Annotated in this window: 24 protein-coding genes, 1 tRNA gene and 1 riboswitch; of the genes, 9 read left to right on the top strand and 16 right to left on the bottom strand. The window is 75.5% G+C overall.

Annotated features, from left to right (window positions below; all coding sequences use genetic code 11):
- Positions 1 to 37: 37 nt before the first annotated feature.
- Positions 38 to 1,339, bottom strand: coding sequence for a threonine synthase (thrC, locus tag ACI8AG_RS03035; RefSeq protein ID WP_456595866.1), 1,302 nt, complete (start codon positions 1,337 to 1,339; stop codon positions 38 to 40).
- 12 nt (positions 1,340 to 1,351) lie between these two features.
- A riboswitch (SAM riboswitch) is annotated at positions 1,352 to 1,480 on the bottom strand.
- A gap of 58 nt (positions 1,481 to 1,538) precedes the next feature.
- On the opposite strand from thrC, the gene ACI8AG_RS03030 reads away from it, so the two are divergent.
- Positions 1,539 to 2,360: an HAD family hydrolase gene (locus ACI8AG_RS03030; protein ID WP_456595865.1), complete on the top strand. Its 822-nt coding sequence runs from the start codon at positions 1,539 to 1,541 to the stop codon at positions 2,358 to 2,360.
- 4 nt (positions 2,361 to 2,364) lie between these two features.
- On the opposite strand, the gene ACI8AG_RS03025 is transcribed toward ACI8AG_RS03030, so the two are convergent.
- From ACI8AG_RS03025 to rarD, 6 genes are all read right to left on the bottom strand, one after another.
- On the bottom strand, positions 2,365 to 2,541 hold the full coding sequence (locus ACI8AG_RS03025; protein ID WP_456595864.1) for a hypothetical protein: 177 nt from the start codon (positions 2,539 to 2,541) through the stop codon (positions 2,365 to 2,367).
- 40 nt (positions 2,542 to 2,581) lie between these two features.
- The gene (locus ACI8AG_RS03020) at positions 2,582 to 3,472 is read right to left on the bottom strand and encodes an ABC transporter permease (RefSeq protein WP_456595863.1); all 891 of its coding nucleotides are present in this window, start codon (positions 3,470 to 3,472) and stop codon (positions 2,582 to 2,584) included.
- Complete coding sequence (locus ACI8AG_RS03015) at positions 3,469 to 6,411, bottom strand: alpha/beta fold hydrolase (protein ID WP_456595862.1); 2,943 nt, start codon at positions 6,409 to 6,411, stop codon at positions 3,469 to 3,471. Before ACI8AG_RS03015 ends, ACI8AG_RS03020 begins: the two co-directional genes overlap by 4 nt.
- Before the next feature lie 56 nt (positions 6,412 to 6,467).
- Positions 6,468 to 7,469, bottom strand: a complete 1,002-nt coding sequence (locus ACI8AG_RS03010) for a LytR C-terminal domain-containing protein (protein ID WP_456595861.1) — start codon at positions 7,467 to 7,469, stop codon at positions 6,468 to 6,470.
- A gap of 440 nt (positions 7,470 to 7,909) precedes the next feature.
- Positions 7,910 to 8,248 (bottom strand): DUF3263 domain-containing protein, encoded by a 339-nt coding sequence (locus ACI8AG_RS03005; RefSeq protein ID WP_456588100.1) that lies wholly within the window; start codon positions 8,246 to 8,248, stop codon positions 7,910 to 7,912.
- Between the two features lie 117 nt (positions 8,249 to 8,365).
- The gene (gene rarD / locus ACI8AG_RS03000; RefSeq protein WP_456595860.1) at positions 8,366 to 9,283 is read right to left on the bottom strand and encodes an EamA family transporter RarD; all 918 of its coding nucleotides are present in this window, start codon (positions 9,281 to 9,283) and stop codon (positions 8,366 to 8,368) included.
- A 65-nt stretch (positions 9,284 to 9,348) separates the two neighbouring features.
- On the opposite strand from rarD, the gene ACI8AG_RS02995 reads away from it, so the two are divergent.
- Positions 9,349 to 9,747, top strand: a complete 399-nt coding sequence (locus ACI8AG_RS02995) for a DUF5313 family protein (RefSeq protein ID WP_456595859.1) — start codon at positions 9,349 to 9,351, stop codon at positions 9,745 to 9,747.
- A gap of 16 nt (positions 9,748 to 9,763) precedes the next feature.
- Here the strand turns inward: ACI8AG_RS02995 and ACI8AG_RS02990 are convergent, their stop codons facing one another.
- The 3 genes from ACI8AG_RS02990 to ACI8AG_RS02980 form a co-directional block, all read right to left on the bottom strand.
- Positions 9,764 to 10,366 carry a CoA transferase gene (locus ACI8AG_RS02990; protein WP_456595858.1) on the bottom strand — a complete coding sequence of 201 codons (603 nt, stop codon included), beginning with the start codon at positions 10,364 to 10,366 and terminating at the stop codon, positions 9,764 to 9,766.
- Between the two features lie 10 nt (positions 10,367 to 10,376).
- Positions 10,377 to 10,452, bottom strand: a tRNA-Thr gene (locus tag ACI8AG_RS02985).
- Positions 10,453 to 10,613: 161 nt separating this feature from the next.
- On the bottom strand, positions 10,614 to 11,258 hold the full coding sequence (locus tag ACI8AG_RS02980; RefSeq protein WP_456595857.1) for a hypothetical protein: 645 nt from the start codon (positions 11,256 to 11,258) through the stop codon (positions 10,614 to 10,616).
- Positions 11,259 to 11,448: 190 nt separating this feature from the next.
- Between ACI8AG_RS02980 and ACI8AG_RS02975 the strand changes: the two genes are divergently transcribed.
- The 3 genes from ACI8AG_RS02975 to ACI8AG_RS02965 all read left to right on the top strand — a co-directional run bounded on the left by ACI8AG_RS02975 (position 11,449) and on the right by ACI8AG_RS02965 (position 14,930).
- Positions 11,449 to 12,222, top strand: a complete 774-nt coding sequence (locus ACI8AG_RS02975) for an ABC transporter permease (protein WP_456588112.1) — start codon at positions 11,449 to 11,451, stop codon at positions 12,220 to 12,222.
- Between the two features lie 109 nt (positions 12,223 to 12,331).
- Entirely contained in the window at positions 12,332 to 13,594 is a 1,263-nt protein-coding gene (locus tag ACI8AG_RS02970; protein WP_456595856.1) for a S1C family serine protease, read from the top strand.
- Between the two features lie 43 nt (positions 13,595 to 13,637).
- Positions 13,638 to 14,930 carry a DUF445 domain-containing protein gene (locus ACI8AG_RS02965; RefSeq protein WP_456595855.1) on the top strand — a complete coding sequence of 431 codons (1,293 nt, stop codon included), beginning with the start codon at positions 13,638 to 13,640 and terminating at the stop codon, positions 14,928 to 14,930.
- Positions 14,931 to 15,040: 110 nt separating this feature from the next.
- Here the strand turns inward: ACI8AG_RS02965 and rlmB are convergent, their stop codons facing one another.
- From rlmB to ACI8AG_RS02940, 5 genes are read right to left on the bottom strand one after another with little or no spacing between them, the layout of a single operon-like run.
- Positions 15,041 to 16,021: a 23S rRNA (guanosine(2251)-2'-O)-methyltransferase RlmB gene (gene rlmB, locus ACI8AG_RS02960; protein ID WP_456595854.1), complete on the bottom strand. Its 981-nt coding sequence runs from the start codon at positions 16,019 to 16,021 to the stop codon at positions 15,041 to 15,043.
- A complete protein-coding gene (gene cysS, locus ACI8AG_RS02955; RefSeq protein ID WP_456595853.1) occupies positions 16,003 to 17,406 on the bottom strand; it encodes a cysteine--tRNA ligase in 1,404 nt (467 codons plus the stop codon). Before cysS ends, rlmB begins: the two co-directional genes overlap by 19 nt.
- Positions 17,407 to 17,416: 10 nt before the next feature.
- Complete coding sequence (ispF, locus tag ACI8AG_RS02950; protein WP_456588117.1) at positions 17,417 to 17,938, bottom strand: 2-C-methyl-D-erythritol 2,4-cyclodiphosphate synthase; 522 nt, start codon at positions 17,936 to 17,938, stop codon at positions 17,417 to 17,419.
- Positions 17,935 to 18,618 (bottom strand): 2-C-methyl-D-erythritol 4-phosphate cytidylyltransferase, encoded by a 684-nt coding sequence (gene ispD / locus ACI8AG_RS02945; protein WP_456595852.1) that lies wholly within the window; start codon positions 18,616 to 18,618, stop codon positions 17,935 to 17,937. The genes ispF and ispD overlap by 4 nt, the downstream gene beginning before the upstream one ends.
- A gap of 29 nt (positions 18,619 to 18,647) precedes the next feature.
- Positions 18,648 to 19,130: a CarD family transcriptional regulator gene (locus tag ACI8AG_RS02940; RefSeq protein ID WP_091929357.1), complete on the bottom strand. Its 483-nt coding sequence runs from the start codon at positions 19,128 to 19,130 to the stop codon at positions 18,648 to 18,650.
- Between the two features lie 121 nt (positions 19,131 to 19,251).
- Here ACI8AG_RS02940 and ACI8AG_RS02935 point away from each other — a divergent pair, with 121 nt between their 5' ends.
- The 4 genes from ACI8AG_RS02935 to disA all read left to right on the top strand — a co-directional run bounded on the left by ACI8AG_RS02935 (position 19,252) and on the right by disA (position 23,544).
- Complete coding sequence (locus ACI8AG_RS02935; protein ID WP_456595851.1) at positions 19,252 to 20,109, top strand: UbiA family prenyltransferase; 858 nt, start codon at positions 19,252 to 19,254, stop codon at positions 20,107 to 20,109.
- 135 nt (positions 20,110 to 20,244) lie between these two features.
- The gene (locus ACI8AG_RS02930) at positions 20,245 to 20,916 is read left to right on the top strand and encodes a hypothetical protein (protein WP_456588120.1); all 672 of its coding nucleotides are present in this window, start codon (positions 20,245 to 20,247) and stop codon (positions 20,914 to 20,916) included.
- Positions 20,917 to 20,974: 58 nt separating this feature from the next.
- Complete coding sequence (gene radA, locus ACI8AG_RS02925; RefSeq protein ID WP_456588121.1) at positions 20,975 to 22,342, top strand: DNA repair protein RadA; 1,368 nt, start codon at positions 20,975 to 20,977, stop codon at positions 22,340 to 22,342.
- Positions 22,343 to 22,458: 116 nt separating this feature from the next.
- Positions 22,459 to 23,544 carry a DNA integrity scanning diadenylate cyclase DisA gene (gene disA, locus ACI8AG_RS02920; protein WP_456588122.1) on the top strand — a complete coding sequence of 362 codons (1,086 nt, stop codon included), beginning with the start codon at positions 22,459 to 22,461 and terminating at the stop codon, positions 23,542 to 23,544.
- A gap of 46 nt (positions 23,545 to 23,590) precedes the next feature.
- On the opposite strand, the gene ACI8AG_RS02915 is transcribed toward disA, so the two are convergent.
- Positions 23,591 to 24,259: a MucR family transcriptional regulator gene (locus tag ACI8AG_RS02915; RefSeq protein ID WP_456595850.1), complete on the bottom strand. Its 669-nt coding sequence runs from the start codon at positions 24,257 to 24,259 to the stop codon at positions 23,591 to 23,593.
- Positions 24,260 to 24,313 lie beyond the last annotated feature (54 nt).

The following is a 24,313-nucleotide window of genomic DNA, read 5'->3' as shown; positions in this document are numbered from 1 at the left end:
CCGACGGGGACTCTACGCCCCCCGCCGGACGGACCGCTCAGCCGATGAGACCGGCCGCCCGCACCGACTTCAGCGACGGCTCGACCCGGTGCGTGGGACCGACGACCGGCTCCAGCGGGTCGAGGGTCTTCAGGCCCTCCCCGGTGTTGAGGACGACGGTCTCCTTGGCCGGGTCCAGCTGGCCGCCCTCCACCAGCTTGCGCAGGACGGCGACGGTCACCCCGCCCGCGGTCTCGGCGAAGACGCCGGTCGTACGGGCGAGGTCGCGGATGCCCTGGACGATCTCGTCGTCCCCGACCCGGGCCACCGAGCCGCCGGTGCGGCGGATCGCGTCGAGCGCGTAGGGGCCGTCGGCCGGGTTGCCGATGTTCAGCGACTTGGCGATGCCGGTGGGCTTCACCGGCTTGACGACGTCCCACCCGTTGTCGAAGGCGGTGGCGATCGGGTCGCAGCCGGCCGACTGCGCACCGAAGATCGTCCACTCGGTCGCCTCGACGATGCCCGCGGCGGTGAGCTCGCGGAAGGCCTTGTCCACCTTGGTGAGCAGCGACCCCGACGCCATGGGGATGACGACCTGGGCCGGGATCCGCCAGCCGAGCTGCTCGGCGATCTCGTAGCCCATCGTCTTGGAGCCCTCGGCGTAGTAGGGCCGCACGTTCTGGTTGACGAAGGCGGTGTCTTCGAACTCGTCGGTCTCGGCGAGCTCGCTGGTCAGCCGGTTGACGTCGTCGTAGGAGCCGTCGACGGCGACCAGGGTCTGGCCGTAGACGGCGGACTGGACGACCTTGCCGGGCTCCAGGTCGCTCGGGATGAAGACGAACGACGGCAGGCCGACGCGGGCGGCGTGCGCGGCGACCGAGTTGGCCAGGTTGCCGGTGGAGGCGGCGGCGATCTTCGTGTACCCGAGCCCCTTGGCGGCGGTCGCGGCGAGGCTGACCACGCGGTCCTTGAAGGAGTGGGTGGGGTTGGCCGAGTCGTCCTTCACCCACAGCCCGCCGGTGAGGCCGAGCTCGGCGGCGAGCCGGTCGGCGCGGACCAGCGGGGTCATGCCCGGGTCCAGCGAGACGCGGTCGGCCGGGTGCTGACCCACCGGCAGGAGGGCCACGTAGCGCCAGATGTTCTGCGGCCCGGCCTCGATCTGCTCGCGGGTGACCGCCTTCATCAGCTCGGGGTCGTAGTCGACCTCCAGGGGGCCGAAGCACTCGGCGCAGGCGTGCTCGGCGATGAGCCCGAACGTGGCGCCGCAGTTGCGGCAGACGAGCCCGCGGGCGGGACACGGGGGCACGGGGCCACCGGCGCTGGAGTCGGCCTGGACGGATCCGGGAGCGGTGAGGGTCATGCGACGACTACCTCCTCATCTTCCCCGCAGCGGGCCGTCGAGCCGCGCGGGACGGAATTGGCACCTCCCGCTGCACGTGCGCGCAGGCGGCGGTTGCCGGGGCTTCGTCGGGCCGTGTCCCTCTGCCCCTCTGGATGAGTGAACGGCGTGAACTGTACCCAGTGGCGAGCCGGGCCCAGCGGCCGGACAGGATGGCCTGGTGACCGCGCGCGTCGTCTACACGGACCTCGACGGCACGATGGTGGGGCCGCGGGGCTCCTTCTGGCACACGGCCGGGCGGGAGCTGACCGACGGGCCGGCCGCCGCACTGCTCGACCTGCACCGCGCCGGAGTGGCGTTGGTGCTGGTCAGCGGCCGGACGTACGAGCAGGTGGTGGAGGCCGCGCGGATCTTCGCCGCCGACGGCGCCATCGCCGAACTGGGCGCCACGATCGGCTGGGGATCCGGGCGGACCACCCACCGCCTGCGCGGCGCCCTGCCCGAGGAGTACGGCGACCGCACGCCGATGGAGGTGATGGCCGAGCTCGGCGTCGTTGAGGAGCTGATCGCCGCGCACCCGGGGCGGCTGGAGTGGCACGCCCCGTGGCACGCCACGCACGCCACCGATGCGCTGCTGCGCGGCCGGGTCGACGCCCTCGCCGTCGACGCCTGGCTGGCCGAGCGCGGCGTGGGCTGGCTGACGCTCAAGGACAACGGCGCGATCCCGGCGGCCTCCTGGATGGGCCTGGACGACGACGCCGCGCCGCCGCGGGTCTACCACCTGATGCCGCGCGGCATCTCCAAGGGCGCGGCGATCGCCTGGGACCTGGAGCGGCGCGGCCTCACCCCCGACGATGCCGTCGCGATCGGGGACAGCGTCAGCGACCTCGACATGGCGCCCGCGGTGCGCCGGCTGTGGATCACCGCGAACGGGGGCGCCGCCGACGGGATGGCCGAGCTGCTGTCCGCCGTCCCCAACGTGACGGTCACCGACGCCCCCATGGGCGAGGGCTGGGCCCAGGCGGTACGCGCGTCCCTGTGAGCGCTCAGCTGCTCCCGCCGGTGCCCGCACGGGACCGTCTGGCGACCAGCACACCGACGAGGACGGCCACCAGCACGATGACCACCAGCTCGACGGAGCCGATCGCGCCGAGCAAGGGCAACAGCAGGAGCAGGACGACGAAGCAGACGACCCCGGCCACGAGACCCCGGAGTCCGCTCATGCAGGACAAGCTACGTCGGCGACGGCCTCGCGGACAGGGGTCAGCTGGTGACGTCGCGGCGGGCGAAGTGGCGGAAGCCGAGCGCCGTGAAGACGGCGATGTAGACCAGCGACTGGATCACGCCGCGGAACAGGTCGCCGTCGTCGACCGGCGTCTGCAGCAGGTCGGTCCAGGCGAACTCCTCCGCCGTCGGGAACCAGTCGCGGATCGACCCGAGCTGCTCCACCTGGTCGAGGATGGCGAAGACGAACATGGTGAACACCGCGCCACCGACCGCCGCCAGCGGTGCGTCGGTGATGGTGGAGAACCAGAACGCCAGCGCGCCGACGACGAGCAGGTGGATGGCCAGGTAGCCGAGCATCCCGGCCAGCCGCAGCATGCCCTCGCCCTGGTCGATCCCCACCCCGACCGGCGTCCGGATGTCGTCGAAGCCGAACGCGATCCCACCGGCGACCACAGCGACCGCGGCGAGCGTGACCAGCGCCGCCACCGACTGCACGAGGGCGGCCAGCCACTTCTGCCGCAGCAGCCGCATCCGCGGGACCGGCGTGGCCAGGGCGTACCGCAGCGAGCCCCACTGCGCCTCGACGGCCACGGTGTCGCCGAAGAAGAGCGCGTAGACCACCACGAGGAAGAAGCTGGTCGTCGCGAACAGCACGAACAGGGTGAAGTTCAGCCCGCTCGCCGTCGCGACGTCGACCAGGTTGATCCGGTTGTTCTCCGCCGCCTCCTCGCTGGCGCCCAGCTGGAGGGCGGCGATGAGCACCAGCGGGAGCGCCACCATGAGCGCGAACACGCCGATCGTGCGGCGGCGCTTGAACTGCCGGCGCAGCTCCACCGACAGCCGGAGCGTCCGCTCCGGCCGGTAGCCGGCGACCGCGCCGGTCGACTGCACGTGCTCGGAGTCCACGGATCGACTGGTCGTGCTCATGACTCCCCCACCAGGGCCAGGAAGGCGTCCTCCAGGCGTCGTCGCGGCGTGAACTGCTCGACGGCGATACCGGCGGACACCAGCGCCTGCAGCACGTCGGCGCGGCGGGCGCCGTCCAGCTCGGCGACCAGGCCGTCGTCGCCGCGCGCGCCGGAGACCCCGGGCAGCGACGAGAGGACGGCGATCGCCCGGTCGGTGTCGGCGTCGTCGGCCAGGCCCACGAGCACCGAGCCACCGGTGCCGACGATCTCCTCCACCGTGCCCTGCACGATCTTCTGGCCCTTGGCCATGACCACCACGTGGCTGCAGGTCTGCTCGATCTCGCTGAGCAGGTGGCTGGAGACGATCACGGTGCGCCCGGTGGCCGCGTAGGAGCGCAGCACGTCGCGCATCGCGTGGATCTGCGGCGGGTCGAGCCCGTTGGTCGGTTCGTCGAGGACCAGCAGGTCGGGCAGGCCCAGCATCGCCTGGGCGATGGCGACCCGCTGGCGCATGCCCTGGCTGTACCGGCGCACCGGCCGGTCGATGGCGGCGCCGAGCCCGGCGACCTCGATGGCCTCGTCCATGTGCGCGTCCTCGGCCGGCCGGCCGGTGGCGGCCCAGTACAGGGTGAGGTTGTCGCGGCCGGACAGGTGCGGCTGCAGCCCGGTGCCCTCCACGAAGGAACCCAGCCGCGACAGCACCGGGGCGCCGGGGCCGGCAGCGTGCCCGAAGACGCTGATCCGCCCGTCCGTGGGCCGGATGAGGCCCATCAGCATCCGCAGGGACGTGGTCTTGCCGGCGCCGTTCGGCCCGAGCAGGCCGAGTACCTGCCCGCGGCGCACCTCGAACGACAGGTCGCGCACCGCGACGAAGCCGTCCTTGTAGGCCTTCGTCACGCCCTCGAAGCGCAGGGGGACGTCCTCGCCGTCGGGCTCGACGCTGGACAGCTGCCGCTGACGACGCCGGCCCCACCACAGGCCGGCCAGCCAGCCGAGCAGGCCGAGCCCCGCGAGGACGCCCAGCAGCACCCACCAGCGCGACGCACCGGTCGCGGCCCCGCTCTCGCCGGAGACCGTCGGTGCGGCGAGCTGCGCCTCGCCCGCGGCCACGCCGTCGGCGGCGCCGGGCGAGGCGAGGCCCACCGAGTAGACGGCCGACTCGGCGGGCAGCGCGTACGCCTGGTCGGTGGAGGACACCAGCACGCGCATGGTGTGGCCCGCCTCGAACCGGTGCACGATCGCGGGCAGGGTCACGCTCACGCGCGTCGGGGCGGTGGGGTCGGTGGAGACGTCGGGAAGCGCCAGGGGCGCGACCAGGCCGCCCGGCAGCGTCGTCGCGCCGTCGGGCCCGACGTCGTAGAGCTTGGCGAACAGGGTGGCGCTGCCGCTGGGCGAGGCGACCGCGAGGTCGACCGTCGAGGCGCCCACGACCTCGACCGGGGCGTCGAGCGGGGCACTGTCGAAGGCGGCGTACTGGCCGGGGATCTCCGCGGTGGTCCCGCCGAGCGCCGACGTCAGGGCGCCCAGACCCGGGACGGTGGTGAGGGACGCGGGGGTGCCGCCGGCCGGGGTGACCACCGGCTGCACGGGTCCCTCGACGCTCACGGCGCGACGCTCGGCCGGCTCGGCGCCGTCGAGCCCCGGATAGGCGTCGGCGACGACGGTCTGGCCGCCGCCCTGGACGCGGCCGACGGTGGCACCCAGGCCGGTGGGCGCGGGGAACTCGAAGCCCGTGCCCGGGTCGTCGCCCTGCCCCCGCAGGTGCCGGTCGAACCAGCCGGCCACGGCCGCGCGCAGCGACTCACGCTGCCGGTCCGACCCCGAGGCGTCGTGCCCACCGGAGTACCAGACCACCTTGACCGGGGTGCCGTCGGCGGCGATGCCGCGGGCGTTGGCGTCGGCCTGGCCGAGGCCGAAGAGCGAGTCCTGCGTGCCCTGGACCAGCAGGGTGGGGACGTCGATGCGGTCCAGCACACCCGCCGGGCTGCTGCGGTCGAGCACCGCGGCGACCTCCGGGGTGAGGGTTCCGGAGGCCGCGGCCGCCTGGTAGGCCTGGCACACCTCGACGCTGAACCGGCCGCAGGTGAGCAGCTGCTCGGCGGCCTCGGGGTTCTCGGCGGCCTGCTCGAGCAGCTCGGGCGGGAGCGCGGGCGGGCCGGCGGGGGCCGGCGCCGCGACGGTGCCGCCGCCCACCGCCTCGCCGTCGAGGCCCTCGTCGCCGCCGGCCTGGCCGGCACCCCCGAGGGAGTCGAGCAGCCCCCCGGAGGCGGAACCGATGCCGAAGAAGAGCCCGGCCCACAGGCGCTTGTAGACGCCGGCCGCCTCCGGCTGCGGTGTCGCGGCCACGGTGCCGGCGTCGAGGTCGCCGGTCTGGGAGGGGAACAGCGCGGCGGTGAGGGAGTTCCAGGTGATCTGCGGGGCGATCGCGTCGACCCGCTCGTCGTAGGCGGCGCCCAGCAGCGCCAGCGCCCCGCCGTAGGAGGCGCCGGCGACCCCGACCCGCGGGTCGCCCTCGGCGTCCAGCTCGACCTCGTCGCGGGCGGCCAGCAGGTCGAGCAGCGTGGAGAGGTCGGCGACCTCGTAACGCGGGTCGTTGAGCCCGATCCGCCCGGTGCTCGCACCGAAGCCCCGGGCCGAGTAGGTGAGGACGACGTAGCCGCGCTCGGCCAGGTCGGCCGCATCCTCGGCCACGGAGCGCTTGCTGCCACCGAAGCCGTGCGCGAGCACGACGGCCGGCGCCGGGTCGTCGCCGCCCGGCAGGTACAGCGTGGTGTCGAGCTCGACGGCGTCCTCCCCCGAGCCAGAGGGGATCCGGAGCTCCTCCGTGCGCACCTCGGCGGCGCCCGCCGGGGACGCGAGGACGAGGCCGGCGGGCAGGGCGAGGGCGAGCAGGGCGGCGGCCGCGGCCCGCGCACGAGGGCGCGAGCGGGGACGCGCGGGCCCTCGGAGGGGACGCACGCTGCCCCCAACGGCCGGACGGCCGCTCCTGTTCCGGGTACCCGGCAAGACCGGCGTCAGGGCTGCCAGTTGCCGGTGGCGACGATGACGAGTCCGGGTGCGGGGACGTCGGCCACCTCGAAGAAGCGCGGGGCGGGGCCGGCGAGGTCGGGGAACTGGTCGACCAGCTGGAGCGCGGCCTGGCGCTGCTGCTCGTCCCCCTCGGTGAAGAAGACCGTGGTGACCGAGACGTCGGTGCCCGGGTAGGCGCCCACGCCGGGCGACTCCCAGCCGCCGGAGACCACGGCGCCGGAGATCGTGGCGGCGAGGCCGGCGATGTTCGTGGCGTTGAGAACGGTGACGGGGACGCGCACGGGGGTGGTGATCGGCGGCTCGACGACGATGGGCTCCTCGGGCAGCGGCGGCAGGGCGGCGGTGGGGACCGCGACGGTGGGCGCACTGGCCGGTGCGGGAGCGGCGGCCGCGGCCTCCTCCTTCTCCGGGGCGGTCACCGTGTAGACGCCGAGGACGGCACCGGCGACGACGGCCATGGCGACCAGGCCCTTGAGCACGCGCCGCGGCTTGCGCTCGGGCTCGTCGTCGAAGATCACCTCGGGCGTGCCGCTGCGCTTGGCCGCCTTGCGGCGGGCGGCGTCGGCGGCCTGCCGCTCGGCGCGGTAGGCGGCGCGGCCACCCTTGACCGCCGCGGCGCCCGCGGCGGCGGCATCCACCTCGCGCTCGAGGTCGTAGCCGGCCTCGTAGTTGCCGGTTTCGTCGTAGCCGGCCTCGTCGTCGAGGTCGCGGCGGGCCTTCGCACCCCGCTCGGGGATCGCGGTGGTGGCCGGCGCGTGCGGCATCTCCGGCGCAGCACCCAGGCCGAGGCGCGACCGCCCCGTCTCGTCGCTGCGCGAGGGTTTGGTCCAGTCGCCGTAGGAGGAGGCGGGCGCACCGGACGGCGTGGTCTGCCGCGGCACGCGAGGAACCAGCGGCGCGGGCCCGCGCCGCCCGAGGCCACGGGCCGGTCCGGTGGTGACCAGGGGCTCGTCCTCGACGAGGAGCCCGGCGGGCGCCGGGCTCACGACCCTGCCGGAGGGTCGGGCAGCCTGCTGCGGCGGCTCGCCGGCGGACACGGGTGCCAGGACGTCGGCGCCGCGAGCCGGCACCGGGACCTCCCCGAGGGCGGCGGGAGCGGGGGCGGGGGCGGGGACCGCGGCGAACGGTGCGGCGCTGGTGCGCGGCGCGGGGGCAGCAGCAGCGCGGGGTCCGGCAGGCACGGGTGGCAGCGGCAGGCGGGAGCGGGAGATCTGCCGGGCACCGTCGGCGGCGGGCACGTCCGCCCGGACGTCGCGCCGGAGGGCCGCCCGGTCGCGCCCGGGCGCGGTGGGGTGGTCGCTCAGGCCGGCACCGGACCACGCACCCTCAGGGGTATCGGTCCTGCGCCGCCCAGCGGCTGCAGACGCGTTCCCCTGATCCAGTCCGTCACTGCCTGACGCGGCGTGCCTGCCCACGGTGACCGAATCTAATCGATGTCATTCCCGATGCCCAGGACCTTCACCGAACGCGTTCGCTGCCGTGCCGTGCGCAACCGGCGGAGACGCCGGACCAGGAGCGGATCGGCGGCCAGCGCCTCGGGGCGTTCGACCAGCGCGTTGAGCGCCTGGTAGTACCGCGTCGGCGTCGTGCCGAACAGGTCGCGGATCGCCGTCTCCTTCGCGCCGGCCCGCCGCCACCACTGGCGCTCGAAGCCGAGCATCTCGTGCTCGCGCCGCGTCAGGCCCACGCCTCCGGCCTGCACGGACTCCTCCCCTGACCCGTCGGCCCGGGGCGGGGAGACCACGGGGGCTGGGTCGCTGCTCATGGGTTCGACCATCTCCTGACCTGCTCTGCCGACCGGGAACCCCGGCGGCTCGAGGACGACGGTAGCGCCGCCCACCGACGTTTCCGGCCGGCCCGCCGAGGCGGGTCCGACTGCCCGTCAGGGGGTGGCGACCACCGCGTCGCGGGCGCCTCTGCGGGCCCCGGCCCGGGCGTGTCGCCACGTGTCGGCGGTGAAGACCGCCAGGGCGACCCAGACGATCACGAAACCGGCCAGCCGGGCCGGCGGCATGGGCTCGTCGTAGACGAAGACGCCGATCGCCAGCTGCATCAGCGGCGTCAGGTATTGCAGCAGGCCCACCGTCGACAGGGGGATGCGCCGGGCCGCCGCGGCGAACAGCAGCAACGGCACCGCCGTCGCCACCCCGGCGCTGGCCAGCAGCAGGGCGTGCCCGGTGCCCGCGTTGGCGAACGTGCCGGTCCCGTCGGAGTGCAGGACCGCGAGGACCACTCCCGCGGGGACCGCGACCAGCGCCGTCTCCAGGAAGAGCCCGGGCGCCGCCTCGATCGACACGAGCTTCTTCATCAGGCCGTACAGGCCGAAGGACAGGGCCAGGCCGAGCGCGATCCACGGCGGGCGTCCGTAGTCGATGGTCAGCACCGCGACGGCGACCGCGGCGGTGCCGACGGCCACCCACTGCAGCGGGCGGAGCCGCTCGCTGAAGACGACGACGCCGAGGAGGACGCTGACCAGCGGGTTGATGAAGTAGCCGAGCGAGGCCTCCACGACCTGCCCGGAGTTCACGCCGTAGACGTAGATCAGCCAGTTCACGGCGATCAGCACGGCGGCGCCGGCGAGGATCAGCAGCGTGCGCGGGCTGCTCACCGCCGCCCGGACGTGTCCCCAGCGCCGGACGACGCACAGCAGCAACCCGACGAACAGCAGCGACCAGAGCACCCGGTGCGCCACGATCTCCAGGCCGCTCGCGGGCTCCAGGAGTGGGAAGTACAGCGGGAAGATGCCCCAGAGCGCGTAGGCGCCGAGCCCGGAGACCACCCCCAGGCGACGCTCGTCCACGGCGGCACCGTACGCCCGGCGGGAACGCCGGCCGTACGCGACCGGATCGGCCTACCGTCGGGGGTGTGAGCAGGCAGCGACCCGGACCCCTGCAGTGGGTCTGGTACGCCTACGGCGGAGGGCTGCCCCGCGAGCTGTCGCCCTGGGTGCTGGCCGACACCACCCGCAACACCTGGGTGTGGCGCCACCTCGCCCGGGCGGTCGTGCAGCTGCTGCCGCTCGTCGTGCTGTGCCTGCTCGTGGTGCCCGTCCCGCTGGTCTACCGGGTCTCCGCCGCCGCCGGCGGCCTGCTGCTCGGGCTGCTCTTCTCGCTGGCCTACATGGTGGAGACGATCGAGCACCGCGTGGCCAAGGCCGGGTACCAACCGGGGACGGCGGCCCGGCTGCGGGCCGAACGCGCCGAGCGGGCGCGAGTGGAACGGCTCTCGCCCTACCGGCGCGACGGCGCGGGGAGCTTCGACTGAGCCGCCCGCCCGGCGCTCAGGACCAGCGCCGGAGCACCTCCACGGCGGTGGTGCCGCCCGGCGCGGGCGGGGCTACCGGTGGCGGCGGCGCCGTCCGCGAGAACCGGGGCGCCGGGGACGCCTGCTGGACGCCCCCGAGCTCCGCGTACGTCCCCCGGGCGACCAGGTGCGGGTGCACGGCGGCCTCCTCGTAGGAGAGCACTGGCGTCACGCAGGCGTCGGTGCCGGCGAACAGCTCAGCCCACTCGTCGCGCGTCCGGCTCGCGAACGTCCCGGTGAACACCTCCCGCATCCGGGGCCAGCCGGACCGGTCGTCCTGGTCACCCAGCGCCGCGGCGTCCAGGCCGAGCCCGGCGAGCAGGGCGGCGTAGAACTGCGGCTCGAGGGCGCCCACCGCCACGAACCGCCCGTCGGCGCAGGCGTACGTGTCGTAGAACGGCGCCCCGCCGTCGGCCGTAGGGCAACGGTCTGCAGCGGGGCGCGCACCGCCCGCGCACCGACCGGGGCGACGACGGCCATGCGCTCGGGTCCGGCCCGGGCCGGACCCCGGCGCCGCCGTCGGTGGCCGCGGGCAGGGATTCTCCGCGGTGCCCGTGCGAAGAGGCCGGACACCGGGCACGGCACCACCGTGGAGCCGACGAGGGGACTCGAACCCCTAACCGCCCGATTACAAGTCGGGTGCGCTACCAATTGCGCCACGCCGGCGGGACGTGGGGACAGGTCCCGGGCACGAGTCTAGGGACAGCGCCGACGAGAACTCCGCCGCGTCGGCGACGCGGCCGGGGCCGATGGACAGCACGCCGAGCCAGGGCATCGTCTCGGCGGCCTCCGGATGGACGGCGCTGGACGGCGGCAGGGGCCGCAGGTCAGGCGGCCTCGGTCTCCGCGCTGGGGTCGGCGGGCGGCGGTGAGCTGCGGACGAAACCGGCCGGGTCGGCGCTGCCGAGCGGGGCGGCGGCGAGCCAGCGGGCGAACCCGGCCGGGTCGCGGCGCTCCAGCTCGTCGAGGACCTGCGCCCGCCGGGCGACCAGCCGCTGCCGCACCGCGGGCGCCAGCGGTCGCTGCAGCTCGGCGCTCGTGCGCCGCCACTCCTCGCCGAGCGTGGCGGTCGACGCGCCCGCCACGGCGGTGGACGGCGTCCAGCCGGTGGGCACCGGACCGGCGCCCACCGACGTCACCGGGCGGGCCGGTGCGTCTCGGCGGTCACGCAGCCAGCGGAGCGCAGCCCAGCCCGCGGCACCGAACCCGATCAGCAGCAGCGCCGCCGCTCCTCCGGCGAGCACCGCCGTTCCGCTCACCACCAGCAGCACGCCGACCGTCACGGCCGCGGCCTGCCCCGCCACCTCGAGCGTCGACCGGCGCGTCGGCCCCGGGGTCTCGCGGGCGACGCCGGCGGCGACGCACCCGGCCAGCGCCCCGGAGACGCAGACGGCCACCAGCCCGGGGCCGCGCAGCGCGATGCCGCCGACGACCGCCATGACAGCGGCACAGGCCAGGCCCAGGCCGATCACGAACCTGACGAGAGGACCACGGAGGGGCACGGAGAGCTCCACGGGGGCGACGGGGGCGGGCACCGGGCCGCGGGAGTGCACCCGCGCCCCAGGCACCGCCACTACCCGCCTCCGGGCACCGATGCACACGGGATCCGGCCCGATCACCCACCTGGCCGGGGCCCGGGGAGCACCGGGCAGGATCGGCGTCGTGGGGTCTTCCGTGGTCGACGTCGATCTCCGGCTCGGCGTCGTCCTGGTGGCCCTGACCGCGCTGGCCGCCACGGGCGGTCGCCTGTCCGGGCTCGGCGAGGACCGGTCGGTGCTCGTGGCGGCAGTGCGCGCCACCGTGCAGCTCGCCGTCGTCTCCACCGTCCTGCTGGTCGTCGTCGAGTCGCTGTGGCTCTCCGCCGTCTTCGTGCTGCTCATGGTCTCGGTCGCGAGCGTCACCGCAGCCGGCCGGGCCACCGGCCTGCCGCTGCGCTCCCCCGGAACGGCGCCACGGCTGGCCGCCGTCGCCGCTCCGGTGGTCGGCGGCGCCGGCCCCGTGGTCGCGCTCGTGCTGGCCAGCGGAACCGTGCCGCTGCGCGGGGAGGCGGTCATCCCCATCGCCGGCATCCTCATCGGCGGCGCGATGACCGCCACCTCCCTGGCGGGTCGGCGGCTGCGCGAGGAGCTGGCGCAGCGGCGCGGCGAGGTGGAGGCGGCGCTCGCGCTCGGGCTGCTCCCCCGGGACGCGGTCCTGCTCATCGGCCGCCCGGTCGCCGGCACCGCGCTCGTGCCGCCCCTCGACCAGACCCGCACCGTCGGGCTGGTCACCCTGCCCGGCGCCTTCGTCGGCGTGCTGCTGGGCGGCGGCAGCCCGCTCGAGGCCGGCGCGGCGCAGCTGCTGGTGCTCGTCGGGCTGCTGGCCACGGAGGTGCTCGCCGTCTGGGCCGTCACCGAGCTGGTCGCCCGGGGCCGGGTGCTGCCGGTCCCCCGGTGATCGGGGCATCCAGGAAGCTCACAGCCAGCCTCCAGCGTTGCGCCAGTGGCGGGGCCGACAGTGGGTTCCGATGCAGCGGCCGCACGGCCGCGAGGAGAGGAACGGACGCGTGAGCGAGCACCAGCACCAGTACCCCGGCGCAGGCCAGCAGTACGGCTGGCAGCCACCGCTGTCGACGCCCCACCAGCCGACGACGCCGCAGCCGGTCACGTCCCCGGGCTACCCCGGCTACGGCGGCCTGCCGGCACCGGCAGCCGAGCAGCCGCCGTCCCGGCGCGGGAGCCGGCTGCGCATCGGCCTGGCCGGCCTCGTCGCCGGCGCGCTCATCGGCGGGGGCGCCGGAGCCGGCGTCACCGCGCTGCTCGACGAGCCGGTCGCCGGCACCAGCAGCTCCGCCGCCGCGCAGAGCGTGACCACCGAGAACCCGGAGCGGGCGACCACGGCCACGGCCGCCGCGGCGAAGGCCGCCCCCAGCGTCGTGACCGTCTACGTGACCACGGGCACCAGCGCGGGCAGCGGGTCCGGCGTCGTCCTGACCGCCGACGGCTACGTGCTCACCAACAACCACGTCGTCGCCGCCGACGGCGCCGGCTCCGGCACGGTGCAGGTGCGCACCGCCGACGGCGCCCTCTACGACGCCGAGATCGTCGGCACCGACCCCGCCTTCGACCTGGCCGTGCTCCGGCTCGACGGCGCCGAGGACCTGACGCCCGCCACGTTCGCCGACTCCGACGAGGTGCAGGTCGGCGACGTCGCGGTCGCCATCGGCGCCCCGCTCGGCCTGTCCAACACGGTCACCGACGGCATCATCAGCGCCACCGGCCGCGCGGTGGCCACCGGCTCCAGCCGGGACGAGGCGACCGTCCTCGACGCGATCCAGACCGACGCGGCGATCAACCCCGGCAACTCCGGCGGCGCGCTCGTCGACGGGGCCGGCGAGGTGATCGGCATCAACACCGCCATCGCCACCGTGGCCTCCGGCATCCCGGGTGCGCAGGGGCAGAGCGGCAACATCGGCGTCGGCTTCGCCATCCCCGGCAACACCGCGCAGCGGGTGGCCCAGGAGATCATCGAGACCGGCACCGCCACCCGCGCCTTCCTCGGGGTGACCCCCCGGACCGCCGCCGACGACCAGAACCGCGAGGTCGGCACCGGCGCGGAGGTGGTCACCGTGCACCCCGGTAGCGCCGCCGACGAGGCCGGGCTGGAGCCGGGCGACGTCGTCACCGCCGTCGGCAAGCGCCCCGTCACCACGTCCACCGAGCTGACCGCCGCGATCCGCAGCCGGACCCCCGGCGAGACTGTCCAGCTGACCGTGCGCCGCGGGGCGGACACCCGCACCGTCGAGGTCACCCTGGGCTCGACCAGCTGACGCCCGCGGCGGCCACCCGGGCCCGGTCCCTAGGCTGGGCCGGGTGGCCGCTCCCCCGCTGACCGTCCCGCTGACCGTCCCGCTGGCCGGGTCGCTCGACGACCCGGCCCGCGCCCGCGACCTGACCCGGATGAAGCGGCTGGCGACCGGGCTGTTCCTGCTCGCCGCCGCGGTCTTCCTGGTGTGCGTGCTGGTCGGCGAGGACGCCGGCGCCTGGGTGGGCTACGTGCGCGCGACGGCGGAGGCCTCGATGGTCGGCGCGCTGGCCGACTGGTTCGCCGTCACCGCACTGTTCCGGCACCCGCTGCGGCTGCCGATCCCGCACACCGCGATCATCCCGCGCAAGAAGGACCAGATCGGCGAGAGCCTGGGCGCCTTCGTGCAGGAGAACTTCCTGACCCGCGCCGTCGTGGCGGAGAAGCTGGCCACCATCGACGTCCCCGGCCGGCTGGGCGCGTTCCTGGCCGCGCCGGGCCGGGCCGAACGCCTGGGGGGCGACGCCGCGACCGCCCTCACCGGCCTCACCCACCTGCTCAAGGACGACGACGTGCAGCCCGCCGTCGCCGCGCTGGTGGACCGCAAGCTGCACGAGACGCCCGCCGCCCCGGCGCTGGCCCGGGTGCTCGAGCTGGTGGTCGACGGCGACCGCCACCAGGAGGTCCTCTCTGCGGCGCTGCGGCTCATGGCCCGCTTCCTCGACGAGAACCGGCTGGTCTTCCGGGCCCAGCTGGGGGACGCCTCCCCCGCGTGGGTGCCGGACTGGGTGGACGACCGGGTCTTCGACCGGGCGTTCGCCGGGATGCACCAGTTCATCGCCGAGGTGGCCGCCGATCCGCGGCACGAGCTGCGCCGCTCCTACGACGCCCGGCTGCGCGCCTACGTGGACGCGCTGCGCACCGACCCGGCCACCGCCGCCCGGGTGGAGGAGTTCAAGCACGAGGTGCTGGCCCACCCCGCGGTGCGCGAGTGGTCCGGGTCGCTGTGGACGACGGCGAAGGACGCGGTGCTGGCCGCCGCGGCCGACCCGGACTCACCGCTGCGCGCACGCGTGACCGCGCTGATCCGCGACGGCGCGCGGCTGCTGCAGACCGACCCGACCGTGCGGGAGCTGGTCCAGCGGCACAGCGGCCGGGTGGCCGGCTACGTCGCCGAGCGGTTCTCCGGCGACCTCGCCGACCTGGTCAGCAGCACCGTGGCCCGCTGGGACACCGACGAGACCAGCCGGCGGATCGAGCTGCAGGTGGGCCGGGACCTGCAGTGGATCCGGGTCAACGGCACCGTCGTCGGCGGCCTCGCCGGCCTGGTGATCTACACGGTCGCCCAGCTGCTCGGCTGACCGCACTGATGATCAGGTGACCTGATCAACAGGGGTCCTGGCTCAGCGTCGACAGTGAGCCAGGACCACCAGAGGTGAGCCAGGACGACGGAGGAGCGGCGAGCCGGCCGTCAGCGGCGCGCGGCGGCCACCTGGTAGAGCGCGATGCCGGCGGCGACGCTCACGTTGAGCGACTCGGTGTCCCGGGCGATGGGGATGCGGACGACGACGTCGCACTTCTCCCGCACCAGCCGCGAGAGCCCGGTGCCCTCGGCGCCGACGACCAGGGCGACCGGGTCGGCGAAACCGTCGTACTCGTGGAGGTCGACGTCGCCGTCACCGGCCAGCCCGACGGTCTGCAGCCCGGCGTCCTGGTACGCGGCGAGCGCGCGCGGCAGGTTCACCGCACGGGCGACCCGCAACCGGGCCGCGGCCCCGGCGCTGGTGCGCCAGGCCGACGCGGTCATCCCGACCGCGCGACGCTGCGGCACGACGACGCCGTGGGCGTCGAACGCGGCCGCCGAGCGGACGACCGCCCCGAGGTTGCGCGGGTCGGTCACGCCGTCCATCGCCACGATCAACGGGGCCCGGCCGGAGTTCCGCGCCAGGTCCAGGAGGTCGTCGGGGTGCGCGTAGTCGTACGGCGGCACCTGCAGGCCGATGCCCTGGTGCAGGGCGCCCTGCGACATGCGGTCGAACTCGGGCTTGGTCACCTCCAGCAGCGGCAGCCCCCGGTCGCTGGCCAGGTGCAGCGCCTCGGTGATGCGCTCGTCGGCGCCCGGGCGGGTGGTGTCACCGGTGACGACGTACAGCGCCATCGCCGGGATCTGCGCGCGCAGCGCCTCGACGACGGGGTTCCGCCCGAGCAGCAGCTCGGGTGACTCCTCGGCCCGCTGACGGGCGCGCGCCCGGTCGGCGCGCTGGCGCTCCTGCGCCTGGGCCTTGCGCTGGGCGGGGTGCCCGTACCGCTGCTCGGCGGGCGGGGTGGCACCACGACCGGCGAGGGAGCGCCGGTTCTTGCCACCGGTCCCCGCGGTCGCCGTCTTCTTGCCCGCACCCGTCGTGCGGCCGCGGCGCTGGCTGTTGCCGGCCATCAGTGGGTCAGCTCCCATCGGGGTCCCTGGGGGGTGTCCTCGACGGTGACGCCGAGGGCGGCGAGCTGGTCGCGGATCGCGTCCGCCGCCGCGAAGTCCTTGCGCGCCCGCGCCGCCTGGCGCTGCTCGAGCGCCAGGGCCACGAGGCCGTCCGTCGCGCGGGCGAGCCGGTCGTCGGCACCGGTGGCCGCCCACTGGGGGTCGAGCGGGTCCAGGCCGAGCACGCCGAGCATCGCGCGCACCGAGCCGAGCGTGCCCGCGACCGCGGTGTCGTTCCCGTCGGCGAGGGCCGTGTTGCCCTCGCGGACCATGTCGTGGATCGCGGCGATCGCCGCGGGCGTGCCGAGGTCGTCGTCGAGCGCGGCGCTGAAGTCGGCGCAGAGCACCGGCGCGCCGGCGTCGGCGCCCACCCGCTCGGCCGCGCGCTTCACGAACGACTCGATCCGCCGGTAGGCCGCGCCGGCCTCCTCGAGTGCGGCGTCGGTGAACTCGACCGTCGAACGGTAGTGCGGCGCCACCAGGTAGTAGCGCAGCTCGACCGGGCGCACCCGCCGCACGACCTCGTCGACCAGCGCGGTGTTGCCCAGCGACTTGCTCATCTTCTCGCCGCCGAGGGTGACCCAGCCGTTGTGCAGCCAGTACCGGGCGAACCCGTCGCCGGCGGCCCGCGACTGCGCCTGCTCGTTCTCGTGGTGCGGGAACCGCAGGTCCAGCCCGCCGCCGTGGATGTCGAACTCCGCGCCGAGGTAGCGCTCGGCCATCGCCGAGCACTCGAGGTGCCAGCCGGGGCGACCACGGCCCCACGGCGTGGGCCAGGAGGCGGTCGCCGGCTCGCCGGGCTTGGCGGCCTTCCACAGCGCGAAGTCCCGCGGGTCACGCTTGCGCTCGTCGGTGTCGGTGTCCGCGGCGGGCTCGAGGGCGTCGAGCCGCTGACCGGTGAGCGCCCCGTACTCGGGGAAGGACCGGACGTCGAAGTAGACGTCGCCGTCGACGGCGTAGGCGTGCCCGCGGTCGATCAGCCGCTGCATGAGCTCGACCATCTCCGGGATGTGCCCGGTCGCGCGCGGTTCGTAGGTCGGCGGCAGGACGCCGAGCACGTCGTAGGCGCGCGTGCTGGCCCGCTCGAACTCGTACGCCCAGGCCCACCACGGGACGTCGCGCTCGGCGGCCTTGGTGAGGATCTTGTCGTCGATGTCGGTGACGTTGCGGACGTAGGTGACCTCCAGGCCGCGCGCGGTCAGCCAGCGGCGGAGGACGTCGAAGGAGACCGCCGCCCGGACGTGCCCGACGTGCGGCGGGCCCTGCACGGTGAGACCGCAGACGTAGACGGACGCCTGCCCGGCACGCAGGGGCGTGAAGTCGCGGACCGCACGGGCGGCCGTGTCGTACAGGCGGAGGCTCACTGCGTGGAGTCTACGGAGCGACGTGACCGGCCCGTGCGGCGTCGGTGACGTCCTCCCCCGTCCGGACCACCAGGGCGGTCGCCACCGCGGCCCGGCCCTCACCGCGACCGGTGAGCCCGAGGCCGTCGGTGGTGGTCGCCGTGACGCTGACCGGGGCGCCGAGCGCGGCGGAGAGCACCGCCTCGGCCTCCCCCCGGCGCGGACCCACCTTGGGCGCCGTCGACACCAGCTGCACCGCGGCGTTGCCCACCCGCCAACCCGCGGTGGCGAGCACCTCTCGCACGTGGGTGAGCACGTCGGCGCCGCGTGCGCCGGCCCAGCGGGGGTCGTCGGTGCCCAGCAGCCCGCCGATGTCACCGAGCCCGGCGGCGGAGAGGACGGCGTCGGTGAGCGCGTGGGCGACGACGTCGCCGTCGGAGTGCCCCGCGCAGCCGTCGGCGCCGGGCCACTCGAGGCCGGCGAGCCAGCAGGCCCGGCCGGGCTCGATCGGGTGGACGTCGGTGCCGATGCCGACCCGCGGCAGGTCGCTCACCGGGGCACCTGGCTCGCCGTCAGGCCCACACCCAGCTCCGCCAGCGCCAGGTCGTGCGGCACGGTGATCTTCGCCGACCGCTCGTCACCGGGGACGGTGTGCACCGGAACACCCGCGGCACGGACGACGGCGGCGTCGTCGGTGAGCTCGACGGCGTCGTCCAGCGCGGCGTAGGCGGCGACCAGGGTGGCCCGGTGGAAGCCCTGCGGTGTCTGCACCCGGCGGAGCGGGGCGCGGGGCACCGCATCGGTGATCGCGCCGTCGTCGTCCACCAGCACGGTGGTGTCGACGACGGGCAGCACCGGGACGACGGCACGGGCACCGGCGGCCACGGCGTCCAGCACCCGCGCGACCGCCGCGGGCGGTGTCAGCGGGCGGGCGGCGTCGTGCACGAGGACGACGTCGGCCCGTGGACCGGCGGCGGCCAGGCCGGCGCGGACCGATGCGGTCCGGGTGGCACCGCCGTCGACGAGCCGGACCTCCGGCGGCAGGACCGCCGCGAAGGCGGCGCGCTCGGCGGCGGGGACGGTGACCACGATCTCGGCGACCCCGCCCGCGCGCAGGCCGTCGACGGCCCAGCAGACCAGCGGGCGCCCCGCGAGCGGGACGAGCGCCTTCGGCCGGTCGGCCCCCAGACGCGAACCGCTCCCGGCCGCTGCGACGATCGCGACAGCGTGCACGGGAGCGGTTCGGGGGTAACGCGGAGCGCTCAGCTGGCGAGGACCTCGTCGAGCAGGACCTCGGCCTTGTCCTCGTTGGTGCCCTCGGCGAGCGCCAGCTCGCTGACCAGGATCTGGCGGGCCTTCGAGAGCATGCGCTTCTCGCCGGCGGAGAGGCCGCGGTCCTTGTCGCGACGCCACAGGTCGCGGACCACCTCGGCCACCTTGTTGACGTCGCCGGAGGCCAGCTTCTCGAGGTTGGCCTTGTAGCGGCGCGACCAGTTCGTCGGCTCCTCGGTGTGCGGGGCGCGGAGCACCTCGAACACCCGGTTGAGCCCCTCCTGACCGACGACGTCACGGACGCCGACGATCTCTGCGTTGTCGGCCGGCACGCGCACGGTGAGATCGCCCTGGGCGACCTTCAGCACGAGGTAGGCCTTCTCTTCACCCTTGATCGTGCGCTTCTCGATCGCCTCGATGAGCGCGGCACCGTGGTGCGGGTAGACGACGGTCTCGCCGACAGTGAAGCCCATGTGGATGTGACCCCTTTCGCTTCCCCCAGGCTAGCACGGCAGACTGACGAACGGATCGGCACCGGGCAGTAAATCTGCAGGTCAGCGGCCTGGGCCAGAGCCGCGGAGGGGTTGACAGAGCGTGGTTGATGTGCCTGCGGCGGCCGCCCCTCGGGGTGCGACGGCCCGCGCGCTGTTCCGCGCGACGCACCCGGGCCCGGCCCTCGCGGTCACCACCACCGCCACCCTGCTGGCCGTGGCGGCCGACGTGCCGCCGGCCCGGACCGCGCTGCTCTGCGCTGCCGTCCTCGCAGGTCAGGCGTCCATCGGCTGGAGCAACGACTGGCTCGACGCCGACCGCGACCGCGCCGTCGCGCGGGCCGACAAGCCGGTCGTGCAGGGCACCGTCGGCCCCGCCGTCCTGCGCCGTGCCGCCCTGGCCGCCGCCGCCGCGGCGGTTGTCCTCTCGTTCCTGCTGGGACTCCTCCCCGGCGCGCTGCTGCTGCTGCTGGTCGCCAGCGGGTGGGCCTACAACGCCGGGCTCAAGCGCACCGCGTGGTCCCCCGCCGGGTACGTCGTCGGCTTCGGGGCCCTGCCGGCCGGAGTGGTCACCGCCGCCCCGGGGAGCCCCGCACCCCCCTGGTGGCTGATCGCCGCCGGCGCCGCACTGGGCGGCGCCGCCCACCTCGCGAACGTCGCCCCCGACCTCGAGGACGACCTGGCCACCGGGGTCCGCGGGCTCCCGCACCGGCTCGGACCGCGGGTCTCCGCCGCCTGCGGCGCGCTGCTCCTGGCCGGGGCGACGCTGGTGCTGGTGCTCGGCCCCCCGGGCGCGCCCGGGCCGACGGGGTGGGCCGCCCTCGCCCTGGCCGTGCCGGCCGCCACCGTGGCCGCGCTCTCGGGGACGGCGCGCTTCCGGGGGCTCGCCTTCCCCGCCGTGATGCTGCTGACGGTGCTGGACGTCGCGCTCCTGGTCGGCAGCGGTGCCGCCCTCGGCTGACGCCCCCGGGCCGAGGGGAACCCGCGACGCCCGCCGCTCCCTGCGGGCGGGGCGCGCAGGCGCCCGATAGGCTCCGGAGGTTCCCGCGCCACCGATCCCCGGTGGCCGGTACGGTCCTGCTGGAGGTCGACAGCTGTGAACCGCGCTCTGCGCGCCGCCACGATGGGCGTTCTGCTCTTCTCCCCGCTCGCCCTCTCGGCGTGCAGCGCCGGCCAGGTCACGCAGACCGCCACGCAGGAGCGCGACAAGGTGGGCGCGATGGCCCAGGTCGGCGACATCGTCCTGCGGCAGGTCGCGGTCACGCACCCCGAGGGCGGCCGCTACGAGGCCGGGGACGACGCCACCCTGCGGCTGGCGATCGTGAACACCGGTGTCGAGGACGAGACCCTGACGGGGGTCACCGGCGAGGGCTTCGGCGAGGCGACGATCAGCGCGGGCGAGGCGGCGGCGACCAGCACCGTCCCGCCGAACACCGGTGGCGGCGTCACCGGCTCCACGGACGCGCCCACCGGTGACGACGGCGAGCTGGAGATCCCCGCGGGGACGACCGTCTTCCTCGGGGAGGACGAGGGCCCCGCGATCACGCTCACCGACCTCGACGAGGAGCTCACGACCGGGGGGCTGGTCGAGCTGACCTTCACCTTCGAGAACGCCGGCGAGATCCCCCTGACGGTCCCGGTGGCCACCCCGGACGAGGTCCTGGAGCGCGGCGAGTCGTTCGACTTCCACCACTCGGAGGAAGAGGGCGGCCACGGCGCCGAGGAGATCGCCCGCGAGCGGGAGTCCGACGTCGGCGACGCCGAGTGACCCTCCCGCTCCACCGCTCTTCCGCCGTCTTGTCGTAGGTCGGGGTTAGCGTCGCCGCGTGCCGCCCGCCGGAGTGAAGACCGCCCGCCCTGCCCACCGCTGCACCGAGTGCGGCTACGCCTCGGCCAAGTGGGTCGGGCGCTGCCCCGAGTGCCAGGCGTGGGGCAGCCTGCAGGAGGTCGGCGCCCCCGCCACCGGGCTGCGGGCCGTCTCGGCCGGCCCGGTGAGCGCCCCTGCCCGCCCGATCGCCCAGGTCGAGCTCGCGGGCGCCCGCGCCGTCCCGACCGGCATCGCCGAGTTCGACCGCGTCCTGGGCGGCGGGCTGGTGCCGGGCGCGGTGCTCCTCGTCGCCGGGGAACCCGGGGTCGGCAAGTCCACGCTCCTGCTCGAGGTGGCCCACCGGGTGGCCGCCGCGGGCGGGCCGGCCCTCGTCGTCTCCGGGGAGGAGTCGGCCGGCCAGGTCCGGCTGCGCGCGGAGCGGATCGGCGCCCTGCACGACCGGCTGTACCTGGCCGCCGAGACCGAGCTCTCGGCGGTGCTGGCCCACGTCGAGGCCGTCAACCCCTCGCTGCTGATCCTCGACAGCGTGCAGACCGTCCGCTCCCCCGCCGTGGAGGGCACCGACGGCGGCTCGACGCAGGTGCGCGCCGTCGCCTCGGCCCTGACGGGCGTGGCGAAGACCCGGGGCATGACCACGATCCTCGTCGGCCACGTCACCAAGGACGGCGCCATCGCCGGCCCGCGCACCCTCGAGCACCTGGTCGACGTCGTCGTCTCCTTCGACGGCGAGCGGCACTCGACGCTGCGGATGGTGCGGGCGACGAAGAACCGGTTCGGCCCGGCCGACGAGATCGGCTGCTTCGAGATCGGCGACAGCGGGGTCGTCGGCGTCCCCGATCCCTCGGCGCTGTTCGTGTCGCGTCGCACCGACCCGGTACCGGGCAGCTGCGTCACCGTCACCCTCGAGGGCAGCCGGCCCCTGCTGGCCGAGGTGCAGGCCCTCGTGGCGAGCACGAGCGGCGGCGGCTCCCCCCGGCGAGCCGTCAGCGGGCTGGACTCGCAGCGGGTCGCCATGGTGAACGCGGTGGTGGAACGGCGTGGGCGCGTCAAGCTCGCCGAGGCCGACGTGTTCGCCGCCTCCGTCGGCGGGGTGCGGATCGCCGAGCCGGCGGCGGACCTGGCCCTGGCGCTGGCGATCGCGTCGGCCGCCAAGGACGCCCCACTGCCGGCCGGCCTGGTGGCACTCGGCGAGGTCGGCCTCTCCGGGGAGATCCGCCGGGTGGGGGGCACCGGCCGCCGGCTGGCCGAGGCCGCCCGCCAGGGCTACCGCGTCGCGCTGGTGCCCCCCGATGCCGGGCAGGCCCCGGCCGGCATGCGGCTGATCGAGGTCCCCGACCTGGGGGCCGCCTTCCACCGCATGTTCTGAGCCCGTAGGGTTTCGTATGGGGGTCGCGGGCAGACGCCGGCACCCCCGAGCCTGCCCGGCCCCCCACGGGGCCACGTAGACTCGGCCACCGAACCACTCGACCGTCAGGAGCGCTCGTGCCCGCCGACGTGGACCCCGAGGTCGCCCTGCGCGAGCTCCTCGGCCGCATCGCCCCCGGCACGGCGCTGCGCGACGGCCTGGAGCGCATCCTGGCCGGCCGCACCGGCGCGCTCATCGTGCTCGGCTACGACCGGGTGGTGGAGTCGATCTGCACCGGCGGCTTCGCCCTCGACGTCGCCCTCTCGGCCACCCGGCTGCGGGAGCTGGCGAAGATGGACGGCGCGGTGATCGTCTCCTACGACGGCAGCCGCATCGTGCGGGCGGGCGTGCACCTCATGCCCGACCCCACGGTTCCGACCGAGGAGTCGGGCACCCGGCACCGCACCGCCGAGCGGGTCGCCGTCCAGACCGGCTACCCGGTGATCTCGGTGAGCCAGTCGATGCACATCATCAGCGTGTACGTCGCCGGCCGCCGGTACACCCTCGAGCACCCCACGACGATCCTCGCCCGAGCGAACCAGGCGCTCGCCGCGCTGGAGCGCTACAAGCTCCGCCTGGACGAGGTGGCGAGCACGCTGTCCGCACTCGAGATCGAGGACCTCGTGACCGTGCGGGACGCGATGAGCGTCAGCCAGCGGCTGGAGATGGTCCGCCGCATCGCCGACGAGATCGAGGGCTTCGTCGTCGAACTGGGCACCGACGGGCGGCTGCTGGCCCTGCAGCTGGACGAGATGCTGGCCGGGGTCGAGGAGGACCGGGGGCTGCTCGTGCGCGACTACCTCCCCGCGGCAGGGCGGCGCCACCGCACGATCGACCAGGTGCTCACCGACCTGCGGGCGCTGACCGCCACGGAGCTGCTCGACCTCTCGGCGGTCGCCCGGTGCTACGGGCTGCCGACGTCGCCGGACGCGCTCGACTCCCCCGTGAGCCCGCGGGGTTACCGGCTGCTCGCCCGGGTGCCCCGGCTGCCCGCCGGCATCATCGACCGGCTGGTCGAGCACTTCGGCGGACTGCAGAAGCTGCTCGCCGCCACGATCGAGGACCTGCTGGCCGTGGAGGGCGTCGGGGAGGCCCGCGCCCGGGGTATCCGGGAGGGCTTGTCCCGGCTGGCCGAGACCTCGATCCTCGACCGCTACAGCTGAGGCTCCGGGACGAGCCTCGTCCCTAGCCTCGTCCCGGACGGGGGCCTCACTGGAGGGTGATCGGGGCATCCCCGGACACCTTGGTGTCCAGCCGGCCACGCAGCACGTAGTCACCCGCCGGCGGGGTCACCCGGGGAGCGGTGCAGGTCGGCTCGCTGGTCAGCCCGCCCCACACCACGGGGAAGACGACCGGCTCCCCCGGCGCCAGCGTGCGCTCGTCGTCGCTGCTCTCCGGGAAGCAGTCGTTGCTGCCCCAGACCCGCGCGCCGTCGGCGTCGACCATCACGAGCTCCTGCAGCTGCTTGTCCAGCCTGCGCACGCAGGGCACCGGCGAGGAGTTGACCACCACCAGCTCGAAGGTCGGCTTGCTGCCCACGGGCGCCGTCCCGGGGGTGCGCACCTCGAGGTCCAGCATGTCGTCGGAGCAGGGCCCACCCGGGGTCGGGCCCGCCGGTACCGGTGGCTCGCTGGGTGGCGGCGTCGTCCCCGGCGTCCGGACCCCGGAGGCCGAGGGCACCACCCGCTCCAGGGCGGGCGGCTCGGACGGCGCGGCGCCGTCGGCCGACGCGGCCGCGGGACCGCTCCCCCCGCTGCTGGTCAGGAGGCTCACCGCGAGCCACGCCAGGCCGCCGAGAACGGCCAGCAGGAGGACCAGCACAGTCAGCCGACGCCGCCAGTAGACGGCAGCGGACAGCGGACCGACCGGGTGCAACACGCGGGGAACGCTAGTGCGCCCGGTGCGGACTGGTCCGCTCGGCACGCCGCGCCG

The sequence above is a fragment of the Blastococcus sp. SYSU DS0552 genome, assembly GCF_054050815.1.
Note: the sequence above shows the minus strand (reverse complement) of the source record. Positions and strands in the feature narration are given on the sequence as shown.

Bases quoted from the DNA above. Each gene is read 5' to 3' on its own strand.
- ACI8AG_RS02940 (WP_091929357.1), bottom strand. From the start codon at position 19,130: ATGGGCTTCACTGTCGGCGAGACCGTCGTCTACCCGCACCACGGTGCC.
- ACI8AG_RS03025 (WP_456595864.1), bottom strand. From the start codon at position 2,541: ATGAGCGGACTCCGGGGTCTCGTGGCCGGGGTCGTCTGCTTCGTCGTC.
- rlmB (WP_456595854.1), bottom strand. From the start codon at position 16,021: ATGGGAGCTGACCCACTGATGGCCGGCAACAGCCAGCGCCGCGGCCGC.
- ACI8AG_RS03005 (WP_456588100.1), bottom strand. From the start codon at position 8,248: ATGAGCAGCGACCCAGCCCCCGTGGTCTCCCCGCCCCGGGCCGACGGG.
- ACI8AG_RS03020 (WP_456595863.1), bottom strand. From the start codon at position 3,472: ATGAGCACGACCAGTCGATCCGTGGACTCCGAGCACGTGCAGTCGACC.
- thrC (WP_456595866.1), bottom strand. From the start codon at position 1,339: ATGACCCTCACCGCTCCCGGATCCGTCCAGGCCGACTCCAGCGCCGGT.